This is a genomic window from Paraburkholderia sp. CI3 (genome assembly GCF_050436505.1).
In the GTDB taxonomy this organism is placed as follows: domain Bacteria; phylum Pseudomonadota; class Gammaproteobacteria; order Burkholderiales; family Burkholderiaceae; genus Paraburkholderia; species Paraburkholderia tuberum.
In genome coordinates this window covers 2,222,876-2,237,377 of record NZ_JBNDMI010000004.1, presented here as the reverse complement: position 1 = coordinate 2,237,377, position 14,502 = coordinate 2,222,876, and the positions used below count along the sequence as shown (strand labels likewise).

The following is a 14,502-nucleotide window of genomic DNA, read 5'->3' as shown; positions in this document are numbered from 1 at the left end:
CTAACCGCCCACCGTGTCGCAGCTTACTTTCGCAACTCCGCCACGAAGTCGTAGTAATCGTTGCGGCAGTACGTGTCCGTCAGTTCGATCGCGCGTTGATCCGCCGTATAACCCACGCGCGTGATCAACAGCAACGCCTCGTTCGGCGCGATGCTCATCTGCTGCGCGATCTCGTCGCTCGCGTTGACCGCGCGGAAGTGCTGCAACGCGCGCACGATCGTCAGTCCGCGATTCTCCAGATACGTGTACAGCGAGTCGCCGATTGCCTGTGGATCGGGAATCACCGCGGCCGGGAACGTCGAATTCTCGACCGCCATCACGATGCCGTCGGCGAGCCGCAGCCGCCGCAGCCGCGTGACCGCTGCGGCCGGCGACAGTCCCAGCTGGATCACCTCGTCGCGATTGGCCGGCGAGATTTCGCGCGACAGCCACTTCGAACTCGGCGTGAAGCCGCGCCGCCGCAGCATTTCGCTGAAGCTCGACAGACGCGACAACGGATCTTCGTAGCGCGGCGTGATGAAGCTGCCCGCGCCTTGGGTGCGGCGGATCAAACCCTGCTCCACGAGCAGCGCGATCGCCTTGCGCGACGTGATGCGCGACACGCCGAGCGCCTCCGACAGCACGCGCTCCGAAGGCAGCGCCTCGCCGGCGTTCCAGCGGTTTTCGTGGATCGCGCTGCCGAGCTTGCGGGCAAGTTGCAGATAGAGCGGCGTGTCGTTTTCCGGGTCCGGGCGCAGGTCGCGCCAGCGGTCTTCCGAGGCAGAGGTCATGGGGCTCACGCAAGATGGGCAAGCGGCAATTTTAAAACATCGGCGCGTCCCGTTATAGCGGGCTTTTGCCAGGCGCGCCGTTGCGAGGCCGCGGAACCGCTAAACTCATCGCCAGGTTTTTCGTAGCATGCGTTGCGTGATGAGGCGGCGGGCCAGCGTATCGCATCTGGATCGAGCCACTTTCGAGGAGTCAGCATGACGAGCGAGATCGCAAGCGTGAGCCTGCCGGGCGGCGAGCGCATGCCAGCACTGGGGCAGGGCACGTGGGAAATGGGCGAGCAGCGGGCACGACGCGCGGCGGAAATCGATGCGCTGCGCTGCGGCATCGAACTCGGCATGACGCTGATCGATACCGCCGAAATGTACGGCGACGGCGCGACCGAGTCGCTGCTCGGCGAAGCGCTCGCGGGTTTGCGCGACAAGGTGTTTCTGGTCAGCAAGGTGTATCCGCACAACGCCAGCCGGCGCGGCTTGATCGCCGCGTGCGAGCAGAGCCTGAAGCGTCTGAAAACGGATCGGCTCGATCTGTATCTGCTGCACTGGCGTGGCTCGGTGCCGCTCGCGGACACCGTCGACGGCTTCGAGGCGCTGCGGCGCGCGGGCAAGATCCGTCACTGGGGCGTCAGCAACTTCGATACCGACGACATGGAAGAACTCGTCGCGACGCCAGGCGGCGACGCGTGCGCGACCAACCAGATTCTGTATAACGTGGCGCGGCGCGGGCCGGAGTTCGATCTGTTGCCGTGGCTCGCCGCGCGCGGCATGCCGGCGATGGCGTACAGCCCGGTCGATCATGCGCGGCTGCCGAAACGCTCGCCGCTCGACGATATCGCCGACGCGCGCGGCGTCTCGGTGTTTCAGGTGGCGCTCGCGTGGGTGCTGGGCAAGCCCAATGTCTGCGCGATTCCGAAGGCGGCGCGCGTCGAGCATGTGCGGGACAACCATCGCGCGTCGCAACTGGTGCTGGAAGCCGGCGAACTCGCCGCGCTCGACGCGTACTTCAAGCCGCCGCGCGGCAAGCGTGCGCTGGAGATGTTGTAAGCGCCGGCGCGGCCGCCGTCCGTTGCGCAACGGCGGCGCGCGAGGCTCGAAGCGCTGTGGGCGTCGATGACGCCGCTCGCGCTGACGCGGCGCTCAGGTGCAGGGATGGTGCTGATGCACGGAGCCGAGCACGGCGACTTCGGCGGGGGTGTGCTGCAGCGCGTCGTCCGGCACCTGGGCGGCATCGGCGAGGAAGTCGTCGACGATCGACGACACCGCCACGTCGCGCAGGCATAGTGACACGCGCTGCGTTTCGTTGGCGGGGAGGGTTGCTCGTTGCGAGAGGAACAGCACGCCGTATTGATAACCGTGGATGATGCCGCGGATCGCGCCGACGCATTGCCCTTGCGCGACGTTGTCGTGGCGCTGTTTGCAGCTCTGGACGAGCGAGTAGGCGGAGAAGCTCGGGTCGACCGGTGGTGCCGCTTGCGACAAGGTTTGCGCCATTGGCTGCGCGGGTGTTTGCGCATTGGCGAGCGATGCGAGGCCCAGGGCGGCAGCGGTCAGCACGGCGGTTGCCGTGCGGGTCGCGGAGGGGGGGACGCTTCTATGCATGTTGTGGGCCCTCATATCGAACGGTGAATTTGATATGAGGCGGTCGTCTCGGATTGGTTCCATAACACTCGCACGCAATGGAGGTTGTGTTCCGCCGCTCGCGGTGCGGTTCGCGCGATGGCGCGAGGCGCGGCTCGCGCGCGCTCCGAGCCATTCCGTCAGCGCGCGCCGAAGGCGGGCGGGCCGCTCCGACCGGCCTCCGGCGGTGACGCCCGACCGGGGGATCGGGACATCACCGCCGTTGCCAGCGGATAGCGGACAGTATGCCGGGACATGTCGCCGGCGGGTAGGGCGCGGGGACTCCCTACCCGGGGCAACGGGCGACGCCTAGTGCCCGTTCCCGCCACCGTTGCCACTGCCGCCACCCTTGCCTCCGTGACCGCCGCCGAAGCCTCCGCCAAAGCCTCCGCCGAACCCGCCACCGAAGCCACCACCGAAGCCACCACCATTCGCACCGCCGAAACCACCGCTAGGGCCACCGCCAAAGCCACCACCTGGGCCACCGCTGGAGCCTCCGCAACCGCAGCCGCCGCTCCCGCTGCCGCCGCTGCTTCCGCCTCCGCCGCCACCACCGCCGCCACCTCCGCCGCCGCCACCTCCGCCACCTCCGCCACCTCCGCCACCTCCGCCACCTCCGCCACCTCCGCCACCGCCGCCACCGCCGCCACCGCCGCCACCGCCACCGCCACCGCCGCTTCCGCCGCCGCGACCACTACCGCTATTTCCCTTACCGCCACTCCCACTTCCGCTCCCTGAACCCGCCGCCCCGGCGCCGCTGTTGCCGCTTGCGCCAGCACCGCTATTGCTCGAACCCGCCGCGCCGCCATTACCGCTGCCGTTGCCACTGCCGCCGCCGAGCCGCCCGCAGCCCGGACCGCCGAGCCCGCCGCAGCCGGCCGGCGCAAACACCGAGGCGGCATCGTCGGCGGCCGTGGCCGTGCCAGCCTCGGCGCCGGTCGCCGCGCCGTCGTTCTGCGCGAGCAGCAGCGGCGTTGAATCGCCGGGTTGCGCCCGCGACGGGTCGGCCAGCACAATCCAGCGAGGGATCACGGCCGTCGACGCCCCGTACGCGGTCCCGCCCGCCAACACCGCGACCCCCGCGAGGACCACCGCGCCGCGCATCGTTGCACAGTAGTACTGATCTGATTTTCCGGTCTTCATCGCGGGTCTCCAGAGCGAAGGACGGTACCTCGCTGCCGCCTTCGCGAGCTGTCCCAGCGCCGGCCGACCTGCCTGCACGCGGGTCTTGTCGAACCCCCAGTCCGTTGTGTCGAAGTTGTCCGTGCGTCGCTGCCGTGCTGATCGCGCGAGGTCGCGCCATCGCGTGGTGACGCTCGTCGTGCGGATATGCGCGGCGTTGCGCGCCCGGTTTGGCTTCGAATCTCTGGCTGTTAATTTAGCGATATCCATGCCACGCGTCGCAAAGCCTTGAAGCGACACGGGCGATATCGGGATGTGCGATGCGCACGCCGGAAAAACGCCTCAAAACGTTGCGACGATGAAACGCGCGGACGCAAAAGCGTGTTCCGACGCGGGATTCGTTAAGAGGGGCGGTGTGCGTCGATGAGGTTCGAGTCGACGCTAGCTGGCGTTTTCCGCCGCATCGTCGGAGTTGCCGCCATACGTCGGGCCGCTCGCGTTGTCGTCGCGCGGCTCGCTTTGCAGTTCGCGAAGTGTGGCGACCGGAATATGGCAGCGAATCCGGTGCGCGGAAGACGGATTGGCGGCGCCGTCCGCGTCGAGAAACGGCGGGTCCTGCTGCTCGCAGATCGTGCCGAGCTTGCGCGGACAGCGCGTGTGAAACACGCAGCCCGACGGCATCGCGCCGGGCCCGGGCAACTCGCCGGTGAGACGGATACGCGTACGTTGATGCACCTCGCCGCACGCGCCGTCGCCCGGCAGCGTCGGCACGGCGGACAGCAGCGCCTCGGTATAGGGATGTTGCGGTCCATCGAACACGGCCGCCGCCGGGCCGATTTCGAGCAGCCGGCCGAGGTAGAGCACCGCGATGCGATCCGACACATAGCGGACCACGTGCAGATCGTGCGAGATGAATACGTAGCTGACGCTGCGCTCGCGCTGCAGATCGGCGAGCAGGTTCAGAATCGCGGCCTGCACCGACACGTCGAGCGATGAAGTCGGCTCATCGCACACGACGACGCGTGGTTCGCCGGCGAACGCGCGCGCAATCGCGACGCGCTGCTTGAGCCCACCCGAAAGCTGGCGTGAACGTGCGTCCAGATAGCGCTCGGGCAGCCGCACGGCGTCCGTCAGCGTGGCGAGCCGTGCTTCGATCTCGGGCCCGCGCAGCGCGGTGAAGCGCGCGAGCGCACGGCCGATCAGCCGCTTGACGGAATGCGCGCGATTGAGCGCCGAGTCCGGATTCTGGAACACGATCTGCAGCGATTTCAGCTGCTCGTCGCTGCGTCGCGTGACGCGCGCGGCGAGCGGGGCGCCGTCGAGTTCGAGCGCGCTGCCGGCATCGGGTGCGAGCAGGCCGAGCAGTAGTCGCGCGAGCGTTGTCTTGCCGCTGCCCGATTCGCCGACGAGGCCGAGCGTCTCGCCGCTCGCGAGTTCGAGCGACACGTCGTCGACCGCGCGCAGCGGGACGCCCGATACGTGGAATGTTTTCGACAGGTTCCGGGCGCGCAAGACCGGCCCAGAGGGCGCGCGCGGCGCCGCGTTGGATGATGCGGCCGCCACCGGCGCCGCGCTCGATGTCGCACGCGGCAGTTCGATCGCACGCTCGTGATAGTGGCAGCGCGCCATCTGATCGCCATGCCGGGCGCCGAGGCGATAGGGCGGCGGCGCGTCGCGGCGGCAGCGCTCGTCGGCGAGACGGCAGCGCTCCGCATAGATGCAGCCCTGCGTGACCGAGCCCGGCAGAGGCAGGCCGCCCGCGATCGTATCGAGCCGCTCGCTGTCCTTGCTGCGTCCGGCCGTCGGCAGGCAGCGCAGCAACCCGACCGTGTACGGATGACGCGGCCGCGCGAACACGTCCTGGGTCGCGCCTTCCTCGACCAGCTTGCCCGCGTACAGCACGCCGACGCGTTCGCACATGCGGCCGATCACCGCGAGGTTGTGGCTGATGAACAGCACCGCGGTGCCGAGTTCCTCGCGCAACCGTGCGACGAGGTCGAGCACTTCCGCTTCGACGGTCGCATCGAGGCCGGTAGTCGGTTCGTCGAGAATCAGCAGCGCGGGGTTCGACGCGAGCGCCATCGCGATCACGACGCGCTGCTGCATGCCGCCCGACAATTGATGCGGATAGCTGTTCATCACGCGCTCGGGCGCCGCGATGCGGACGCGTTTGAGTATCTCGAGCGTGCGTTGCAGCGCCTCGTCGCGCGCGACGCCGGCCGCCTCGAATGCTTCGGAAACCTGACGGGCGATCGTCAGCGATGGATTCAGTGCGCGCCCCGGGTCCTGGTAGACCATCGAGACGGTCGTCGCACGCATGCTGCGCAGCGCGTCGGCACCCAGCTTCTGCACGTCCTCACCGGCGATTACGATCTTGCCGGCCTTCACCTTGCCATTGCGTGGCAGATAGCGCAGCGTCGCCATTGCCACGGTCGACTTGCCGCAACCGGATTCGCCGACGAGCCCATACGCCTCGCCGCGTCGCACGCGAAACGATACGTCCTGCAGCACTTCGCGATCGCGTCCGCGGATCCGGTAGGTGACCGTCAGGCCGACCACGGTCAGCGCATCGGTGCGATCGCTTTTCGACACGTCGAACGCGGCGAACGAGGAGGGCGGTGGGCCGTTCATTGGTCGAGCACTCCCTGCACGCCGTCGGCGATCAGATTGACGCCGACCACCAGTGACGCGATCGCGCCCGCCGCGAACACGACGGTCCACCACGCGCCGCCCGCCATCAATGTGTACGACTCGGACAGCGCGAGCCCCCAGTCGGCCGACGGCGGCTGGATGCCGAAGCCGAGGAACGACAGCGTCGCGACCGCGAAGATCGCATAGCCGAGCCGCACCGTTGCTTCGACGACGATCGGCGGCAGCACGTTCGGCAGGATCTCCGCGAACATGATGTACGGCGCGCGTTCGCCGCGCAGCTGCGCGGCGGCCACATAGTCGAGATGCCGCTCTGCGAACACGGCGGCGCGCACGGTGCGGGCTGTTATCGGCGTGAAGGTGGTGCCGATCACGAGAATCACCGTGAAGTTCGACGCACCGACCGCGGCGAGCGCGAGCAGCGCGACGATCACGAGCGGCAGCGCGAGCACCGCGTCGATCATGCGGCCGATCACGTCGTCGACCCAGCCGTCGAAGTAGCCGACCACCAGGCCGAGCGCGGTGCCCGCCGCGGTGCCGAGCAGTGTCGCGAGCGGCGCGATCGTCAGGATGTCGCGCGCGCCAACGATCACGCGCGAGAATACGTCGCGGCCGAGCTGATCGGTGCCGAACCAGTGCGTGCGATCGGGCGGCGTCAGCGAATTGAGCGGATCGGACGCGTACGGATCGAGGTGCACGAACCACGGCCCGGCGATCGCGCAGACGATCCACCACGCGACGATCAGCGCGCCCACGATGAAGGTCGGCGAACCGAGGAGCAGGAGGAAGCGCGGGAAACGCGGCTCGGAGCCCGGTGCGCCTGGCGCGGGCGAGCCTGGTGGCGTCGATGAAGCCGGCGGCACGGTCGTATTCATTCGGCGGTCCTCACCCGCAGTCGCGGATTGAGCAGCACGTGCAGCGCATCGGCGACCAGATTCGCAAGCGTATAGACGACGCCGATCGTCAGTACGCCCGCTTCGAGCATTGGAAAATCCTTCGCCTTGGCGGCGTTGTAGATCAGCGAGCCGATGCCCTGATAGTGGAACAGCGTCTCGACCACCACGAGTCCGCCGATCATGTAGCCGAGTTGGGTGGCGGCGACGGTGATCGTCGGCAGCAGTGCATTGCGCAGCACGTGCCGCCAGATCACGACGTGGCGCGGCAGGCCCTTGAGGATGGCGGTGCGCGTGTAGTCGGCGTCGAGCGCTTCGACGGTGCCCGCGCGTGCCATTCGCGCGATGTAGCCGAAGAACACGAGGACGAGCGGCAGCACCGGCAGCACCAGATGCCGCAGCTGTTCGAGCACGCTCGCATCGGGCGGATATGAGGCCTCGATGGGCAGCCAGCGCAGCCACACGCCGAACACGAGAATCAGCACGATCGACGACACGAACTCCGGCACCACGGTCGCCGACAAACCGGCGATGCTGATCGTGCGATCGAGCCAGCGCCCCGCATGCATCGCCGACCACACGCCGCCCGCGATGCCGAGCGGTACGACGACGATGAACGCGAGCAGACCGAGCTTCGCCGAATGCCCGAGCGCATCGGCGATGAACGGCCTGACGGGTTCGCGATACGCGTACGACAGCCCCATGTTGCCGCGCACGAAATGCGTGATCCAGTCGATGTATTGCGTGAGCAGCGGCCGGTCGGCGCCGAGCTGATGATCGAGCGCGGCGACCGCGCGCGCATCGGCGAGCGGCCCGAGCACCGCGCGGCCGATATCGCCGGGCAGCAGCTGGCCGCCCGCGAACACGATCACCGACAGCAGCCACAGCGTGATCAGCGAAAGACCCGCGCGCGTCGCGAGAAAACGCGCGACGCGGCCCGCGTTGCCGTTCGTCGCGCGCGGCATACGCGATGTATTCGAGGCGGGAGAGGGCGCCGGAGCCGACATCGTGAGTTCTCCTGCGAAAAGCGAGGCGGACCGCGCGCTGCTTACGCGCTGAGCGTCGCGCGATCGAAATACAGTTGCGCGAGCGCAGTGAAGCGCACGCCGTTCACGCCCTTGCGCATCGCGATCAGCTGATCGTAGAAGAACGGAATGATCAGCGGCGTTTCGTCGAGCAATAGCGTCTGGATCTGCCCGGAGATTTTCTTTTGCGTGGCGAGATCGATCGCCGCGACGAACTGCGCGACCAGTTGATCGTATTGCGGATTCTTGAAGTGCGCGGCGTTCCATGTGCCGTTGCTCGTCAGCGTCGCGTTGAGGAACACGTTCGGCACGCCGCGATGGCCGTAATCGGTGATGCCGAGCGGCGAGTCGAGCCAGTCGGATTTGCCCGGCGTGCCCGCGCCGTAGTAGAGCGATTGGCTCTCGACCTTCAGATTGATGCGCACGCCGATCGCCTTCGCGGCGTTCTGCACGACGACCGCGAGGTCGGGGATCTCCATGTATTTTTCGGTGGTCAGCGTGACGTCGAAACCGTTCGGCACGCCGGCCTGCGCGAGCAGCTGCTTCGCCTTCGCGACGTCGATCTTGCGTTGCGGCACGCCCGCATCCGACGATGGAAACACCGGCGCGAACGGGCTGTCGTTGCCGAGTTGTGCGCGACCCTTGAAGAGACCACGCACGATCACGTCGCGATCGAGCGACAACGCGAGTGCCTGACGCACGCGTTTGTCCTTGAAGAGCGGGCTGTCGTTGCGCATGTGAATCTGGCGGTGCGCGCTCGACTTGACGCCGACCGCCTTGTAGTCCGGATTGTTCAGGATGGCCGCGCCGCCCTGCACGGTGAACGTGCCCATCACGTCGGCCTGATGGCCTTGCAACGCGAGCAGTTGAGCCTGCTCGTCGGCGTAGAACGAAAACTGTACGCGTTGCGGTAACGCTTTTTCGCCCCAGTAGTCGGGATTGCGCACGAACGACGCGCCAACCTTCGGCTGATACTTTTCGAATTTGAACGGACCCGTGCCGATGAAACTCTTTTCGTAGTTGCCCGCGAAGTTCGCGGGCAGGATCACCGCGTTGTAATTATCCGAGGAAACGTAGTACGGGAAATTGCCGGTCGGCGCGTCGAGATGAAACTCCACCGTGTGTTCATCGACGACCTTCGCGCCGCCTTTCGACAGCACGCCCTTTAGTACCGATAGCGCGGCCGAGCCGCTCGCGGGATCGGCGAGACGGTCGAAGGTCGCGACCACGTCTTTCGCGCCGAAGCTCTGGCCGTCGTGGAATTTCACGTTGGGGCGCAGTTTGAAGGTCCACACGTCGCCCTTGTCGTTCGGCTTCCACGACAGCGCGAGCGCGGGCTTCAGCATCAGCTTCTCGCCGTCGTCGTCGATCAGGAATTCGCCGGTCTGGTTCAGCAGCGCGAGACTCGCGGCGTCAGTCACCGTCAGCGGATCGACGGCCCCCGCCGGCGTCAGATGCGCGACGCGGATCGTCTGGTTCGACGTGGGCGGTGCACCTTGCGCCCGCGCTCGCGGCGCGCCGAGCAGGCCGCCACCCGCAAGCGACAGACCGATCACGCTCGCATGTCGTAGCAGCTCGCGGCGCGTGATGCGGCCGGCGACAAACTCGTCGAGGGCGTGGTTGCCGTAGGCGTCGGCTGTGAGGCGGGCTGCGTCCAATGCGTCAGGTGCGAGAAATCGGTCCGCTGGCGTTTTCATCGATGGCGTGTCCAACCCGTTCTGTTGCTGGTTCGGAGGCGTCGCGCGAGCCGCGCGACGGCGCGAGGGGCAGCGCGCCTTCCGATGGGCGATGGGATGTAGGGGGGCCGCTATCGCGAAAGGGCAACGCTGTGCAGAGCGGTCTCAGTGTAAGCGATTGCTCGCGGCTCTGGCGCACCGGGGGTGCGCCGCGCTAGTCGATCGGCCGATAAATGACGCGCGGTGTGTCGTCGTCACAACGGTTACCGGACGCGTGCTCGCGAGGGGCGGCCGCGATTGTGGACGGATTGGCGGAGCAACGCGGTGCGAAATGCGGTTTCGAACTCCACAAGGTGGAACTCTCAAGGAAACCTACGGTGTAGATCGGTTTCTCGGTAGGCTAGGCCACTTATCGTGCCGCCGTATCCGGCCGTCTCCAGCGATGAAACAGCACCGAGCCGATCCAGCACGCCATGAAGGCCGCGACGATCGCATAGCCGAGCGCGCCGAAATGATCGTTGATTCCGACGATCGCATCCGACACCCCGCCGCTCCAGCCGAAGCGATCCGACAGCAGCCCCAGCGCCTCGACGCCGCCAATCACGATCGCGACCATCGCCGACACGAACGTGATGCTCGCGTTGTAGTAAAGCTTGCGCTTCGGGTCGTCCATCGCCCAGCCGTATGCGTGCACCATCAGCACGTTGTCGGTCGAATCGACAAGCGTCATGCCGGCCGTGAAGAGCGCCGGGAACACGAGGATCGAATAGAGCGGCAGGCCAGTGCTGGCCTGCGACGCAGCGATCGCGAGCAGGCCGACCTCGGTCGCGGTGTCGAAGCCGAGCCCGAACAGCACGCCGACCGGATACATCTGCCAGCTTTTCGTGACCAGCCGAAACAGCGGCCGCAATGCGCGCGACAGCAGCCCGGCTGGGGCGAGCGCATCGGCTGACGCTGTGGTCGCAGCGTCGCCACGTTGCGTGTGCCGGTAGCGGCGCCACACGTCGCGCAGGACCACGAGATTGACCGCCGCGAGCACCAGCAGGAACGACGCGGAAACCAGTGTCCCGAGCGTGCCACCAACTTCCTTGAAGCTCTCGAAGCGCCCATTCAGCGAATGCGTGGTCCAGGCGATGCCGATCGTCGCCGCGATCACGATCGTCGAATGGCCGAGCGAAAACGCGAGCCCGATCCCGACCGGTCGCATGCCGGTTTGCATCAGCTTGCGCGTAACGGCGTCGATCGCCGCGATGTGGTCGGCGTCGACCGCATGACGCAGACCGAAGCCATACGCGAGCAGCGCGGTGCCGAGCAGCAGCGGGTAGTGGCGAAACGCGATCAGCGCCCACAGCCATGCGCCGAGGTTGGCGGCGAGCAGCACCGCGTAGAGCGCGACGAGGCGAGGGCGCAGCGAGGCGTTAGGCGTCATGTGGCACGAGCGGATGAATGGATAGGTTGATGAGCGGCTAGGGTCTGTTTACATATGGAACGCACGTGCGTTGCCGCGAGAAGGGCCGCTCGCAAGGATTGCGACGCCACGAATACTCGACGTATTCGCAAGGAGCATGACGCAGCGAGCGGCCCTTCTCGCGGCAACCCCAGTTCTGAATTTCATTCCAGGGGAATGCCCGCTATCGGCCGCATGGCGGCGTCGTGCGTCGCTCACGTGGCGCGGCCACGCAGCGCTCCTTACTCCTTGCCCTGCGGCCGATAGCGGGCATTCGCACGTGCGTTCCATATGTAAACAGACCCTAGTGATCGTGCGGATGCTTGTGGATCGGATCGACCCAGTAGACGGTTTCCGGCTGCTCCACCGCGTCGATGTTCAAATTGACGACGACCGCTTCATTGTCGCTGCGCACGAGCACGCATTCGAGCGGCTCGTCGGTGCTCGCGTTGATCTCCTGATGCGGCACATAGGGCGGCACGAAGATGAAGTCGCCGGGACCGGCCTCGGCGGTGAATTCCAGATGCTCGCCCCAGCGCATGCGCGCCTGGCCGCGCACAACGTAGATCACGCTTTCGAGCGCGCCATGATGATGCGCGCCGGTCTTCGCATTCGGATGGATCGTCACGGTGCCGGCCCAGATTTTCTGCGCGCCGACGCGCGCCGCGTTGATCGCGGCCGCGCGGTTCATGCCCGGCGTTTGCGCGGTGTTGGTGTCGAGCTGATCGCCGCGGATGACCTTCACGCCGTGTTCGCGCCAGTCGATCTGCTGGCTGGCTTCGGCGGCGTCGTGCTCGGCCCGGTAATGCGGATGTTCGTGATCGTGGCTCATCGTGTCTCCTCCTAGGCTGGCGTGCCGCGTTCGAGTCGTTCGCTTCGGTCTTACGATTCAGGGGCGTGCCGCATGGCTGATGAACATTCTGGCACGTTCAAAAAACGGGTGCGTGGCTCGACGATGCAAACGGCGCCATAAAAAAAGCCCGCTCACAGGGAGCGGGCTTCGGCTTGTCGCGCTCAACGCCGCCGCGTCAGCGTCATTGCTTCTTCGCGTTGATCACGGCCTCGGCGACATTGCTCGGCGTCTCGGCGTAATGCTTGAACTCCATCGTGTAGGTCGCGCGGCCCTGAGTGGCCGAGCGCAGCGACGTCGAATAGCCGAACATCTCGGCGAGCGGCACCTCCGCGCGCACCAGCTTGCCGCCGCCGCCCGCGATGTCTTCCATGCCCTGCACCATGCCGCGTCGGCTCGACAGGTCGCCCATCACGTTGCCCATGAAGTCCTCGGGCGTTTCCACCTCCACGGCCATCATCGGTTCGAGCAGGATGGGCTTCGCCTTGCGCATCGCTTCCTTGAACGCTATCGAGCCGGCCATGCGGAACGCGTTTTCGTTCGAGTCGACGTCGTGATACGAACCGAAGGTCAGCGTGACCTTCACGTCGACGACCGGATAGCCCGCGAGCACGCCGGCTTTCAGCGTTTCCTGGATGCCCTTGTCGACGGCGGGGATGAATTCGCGTGGGATCACGCCGCCCTTGATCGCGTCGACGAACTGGTAGCCCTTGCCCTGTTCGCTCGGCTCGAGCGCGATCACCGCGTGGCCATACTGACCGCGGCCGCCCGACTGCTTGACGAACTTGCCTTCGACGTCCTCGACCTTGTTGCGCACGGTTTCGCGATACGCGACCTGCGGCTTGCCGACGGTCGCTTCCACGCCGAACTCGCGCTTCATCCGGTCGACCAGAATTTCGAGGTGCAGCTCGCCCATGCCGGAGATGATCGTCTGTCCGGATTCCTCATCGGTCTGCACACGGAACGACGGGTCTTCCTGCGCGAGACGGTTCAGCGCGATGCCCATCTTTTCCTGGTCGGCCTTGGTCTTCGGTTCGACGGCCTGCGAGATCACCGGGTCCGGGAAGATCATCTTTTCAAGGATGATCACATGATCAGGATCGCAGAGCGTGTCACCGGTGGTCGCTTCCTTCAGGCCGACGGCCGCGGCGATGTCGCCCGCGTAGACCTCCTTGATTTCCTTGCGCTCGTTCGCGTGCATCTGCAGGATCCGGCCGAGGCGTTCCTTCTTTTCCTTGACCGCGTTGTAGACCGTGTCGCCCGAGTTGACCACGCCCGAGTACACGCGGAAGAAGATCAGCTGACCGACGAACGGGTCGGTCATGATCTTGAAGGCGAGCGCCGAGAACGGATCGTCGTCGTTGGGATGACGCTCGATTTCCTTGTCGTGCTCGTCGTGACCGGTGATCGCGGGCACGTCGACCGGCGACGGCAGATAGTCGATCACCGCGTCGAGCATCGCCTGCACACCCTTGTTCTTGAACGCGCTGCCGCACAACATCGGCACGATCTCGTTGGCGATCGTGCGCGCGCGGATGCCGTGCTTGATTTCGGCTTCGCTCAGCGGCTCGCCGCCGAGGTACTTCTCGAGCAGTTCCTCGTTCGCCTCGGCCGCGGCCTCGACCATCTTGTCGTGCCATTCCTTCGCGGTGGCCGCGAGTTCAGCCGGGATGTCGCGGTACTCGAACTTGATGCCCTGGCTGTCGTCGTCCCAGTAGATCGCCTTCATCTTGACGAGGTCGACCACGCCCTGGAAGTGCTCTTCCGCGCCGATCGGAATCTGGATCGGCACGGCGACCCCCTTCAGACGATCGCCGATCTGCCGCTGCACGCGGAAGAAGTCCGCGCCGACGCGGTCCATCTTGTTGACGAATGCGATGCGCGGCACCTTGTACTTGTTCGCCTGGCGCCACACGGTTTCCGATTGCGGCTGCACGCCGCCGACCGAGTCGTACACCATGCAGGCGCCGTCGAGCACGCGCATCGAGCGCTCGACTTCGATCGTGAAGTCGACGTGCCCGGGGGTGTCGATGATGTTGATCCGATGCTCGGGATAGTTGCCGGCCATGCCTTTCCAGAACGCGGTCGTGGCCGCCGACGTGATCGTGATGCCGCGCTCCTGCTCCTGTTCCATCCAGTCCATCGTCGCCGCACCGTCGTGAACCTCGCCGATCTTGTGGGTCACGCCGGTGTAGAACAGGATCCGTTCGGTGGTGGTGGTTTTGCCGGCATCGATGTGAGCGCTGATGCCGATATTCCGGTAGCGCTCGATGGGAGTCTTGCGGGGCACGTGAATCTCCTTGTAATGGCGCGCCTGAAACGCATGCCGGGCGACCGCGTGGGCCGCCCGGGGAGTCTGAGTGGTGCTTTATCTGGCGTTACCTTATCGAGATTACAAGGATAGCGCGTCGATTGGTCTTTTGCATGAATCCTGCCAGCCGGCGCGAAGGCTGGTG

Annotated in this window: 11 protein-coding genes; 1 reads left to right on the top strand and 10 read right to left on the bottom strand. The window is 66.3% G+C overall.

Features of this window, described 5'->3' with window-relative positions; all coding sequences use genetic code 11:
- Positions 1-23: 23 nt before the first annotated feature.
- The gene (locus OKW29_RS31700) at positions 24-770 is read right to left on the bottom strand and encodes a GntR family transcriptional regulator (protein WP_013090333.1); all 747 of its coding nucleotides are present in this window, start codon (positions 768-770) and stop codon (positions 24-26) included.
- A 195-nt stretch (positions 771-965) separates the two neighbouring features.
- Here OKW29_RS31700 and OKW29_RS31695 point away from each other — a divergent pair, with 195 nt between their 5' ends.
- Positions 966-1,811, top strand: a complete 846-nt coding sequence (locus OKW29_RS31695) for an aldo/keto reductase (protein ID WP_429293810.1) — start codon at positions 966-968, stop codon at positions 1,809-1,811.
- A 93-nt stretch (positions 1,812-1,904) separates the two neighbouring features.
- Here OKW29_RS31695 and OKW29_RS31690 read toward each other — a convergent pair whose 3' ends face one another.
- The 9 genes from OKW29_RS31690 to fusA form a co-directional block, all read right to left on the bottom strand.
- On the bottom strand, positions 1,905-2,366 hold the full coding sequence (locus OKW29_RS31690; RefSeq protein WP_429293809.1) for a Rap1a/Tai family immunity protein: 462 nt from the start codon (positions 2,364-2,366) through the stop codon (positions 1,905-1,907).
- A gap of 327 nt (positions 2,367-2,693) precedes the next feature.
- Positions 2,694-3,527 (bottom strand): hypothetical protein, encoded by an 834-nt coding sequence (locus OKW29_RS31685; protein WP_429293808.1) that lies wholly within the window; start codon positions 3,525-3,527, stop codon positions 2,694-2,696.
- 420 nt (positions 3,528-3,947) lie between these two features.
- A complete protein-coding gene (locus OKW29_RS31680) occupies positions 3,948-6,137 on the bottom strand; it encodes an ABC transporter ATP-binding protein (RefSeq protein ID WP_429293807.1) in 2,190 nt (729 codons plus the stop codon).
- Complete coding sequence (locus OKW29_RS31675) at positions 6,134-7,030, bottom strand: ABC transporter permease (RefSeq protein ID WP_187620041.1); 897 nt, start codon at positions 7,028-7,030, stop codon at positions 6,134-6,136. Before OKW29_RS31675 ends, OKW29_RS31680 begins: the two co-directional genes overlap by 4 nt.
- Positions 7,027-8,055 carry an ABC transporter permease gene (locus tag OKW29_RS31670; protein ID WP_260327827.1) on the bottom strand — a complete coding sequence of 343 codons (1,029 nt, stop codon included), beginning with the start codon at positions 8,053-8,055 and terminating at the stop codon, positions 7,027-7,029. Before OKW29_RS31670 ends, OKW29_RS31675 begins: the two co-directional genes overlap by 4 nt.
- Positions 8,056-8,096: 41 nt before the next feature.
- Positions 8,097-9,770 carry an ABC transporter substrate-binding protein gene (locus OKW29_RS31665; RefSeq protein ID WP_429293806.1) on the bottom strand — a complete coding sequence of 558 codons (1,674 nt, stop codon included), beginning with the start codon at positions 9,768-9,770 and terminating at the stop codon, positions 8,097-8,099.
- 388 nt (positions 9,771-10,158) lie between these two features.
- A complete protein-coding gene (locus tag OKW29_RS31660; RefSeq protein ID WP_429293805.1) occupies positions 10,159-11,178 on the bottom strand; it encodes a HoxN/HupN/NixA family nickel/cobalt transporter in 1,020 nt (339 codons plus the stop codon).
- Between the two features lie 322 nt (positions 11,179-11,500).
- Positions 11,501-12,028, bottom strand: coding sequence for a cupin domain-containing protein (locus OKW29_RS31655; RefSeq protein ID WP_090801585.1), 528 nt, complete (start codon positions 12,026-12,028; stop codon positions 11,501-11,503).
- A gap of 202 nt (positions 12,029-12,230) precedes the next feature.
- Complete coding sequence (gene fusA / locus OKW29_RS31650) at positions 12,231-14,336, bottom strand: elongation factor G (RefSeq protein ID WP_429293804.1); 2,106 nt, start codon at positions 14,334-14,336, stop codon at positions 12,231-12,233.
- Positions 14,337-14,502: the final 166 nt, after the last annotated feature.

Coding starts and splice junctions, on each gene's coding strand:
- OKW29_RS31700 (WP_013090333.1), bottom strand. CDS start 770: ATGACCTCTGCCTCGGAAGACCGCTGGCGCGACCTGCGCCCGGACCCG.
- OKW29_RS31695 (WP_429293810.1), top strand. CDS start 966: ATGACGAGCGAGATCGCAAGCGTGAGCCTGCCGGGCGGCGAGCGCATG.
- OKW29_RS31690 (WP_429293809.1), bottom strand. CDS start 2,366: ATGCATAGAAGCGTCCCCCCCTCCGCGACCCGCACGGCAACCGCCGTG.
- OKW29_RS31685 (WP_429293808.1), bottom strand. CDS start 3,527: ATGAAGACCGGAAAATCAGATCAGTACTACTGTGCAACGATGCGCGGC.
- OKW29_RS31680 (WP_429293807.1), bottom strand. CDS start 6,137: ATGAACGGCCCACCGCCCTCCTCGTTCGCCGCGTTCGACGTGTCGAAA.
- OKW29_RS31675 (WP_187620041.1), bottom strand. CDS start 7,030: ATGAATACGACCGTGCCGCCGGCTTCATCGACGCCACCAGGCTCGCCC.
- OKW29_RS31670 (WP_260327827.1), bottom strand. CDS start 8,055: ATGTCGGCTCCGGCGCCCTCTCCCGCCTCGAATACATCGCGTATGCCG.
- OKW29_RS31665 (WP_429293806.1), bottom strand. CDS start 9,770: ATGAAAACGCCAGCGGACCGATTTCTCGCACCTGACGCATTGGACGCA.
- OKW29_RS31660 (WP_429293805.1), bottom strand. CDS start 11,178: ATGACGCCTAACGCCTCGCTGCGCCCTCGCCTCGTCGCGCTCTACGCG.
- OKW29_RS31655 (WP_090801585.1), bottom strand. CDS start 12,028: ATGAGCCACGATCACGAACATCCGCATTACCGGGCCGAGCACGACGCC.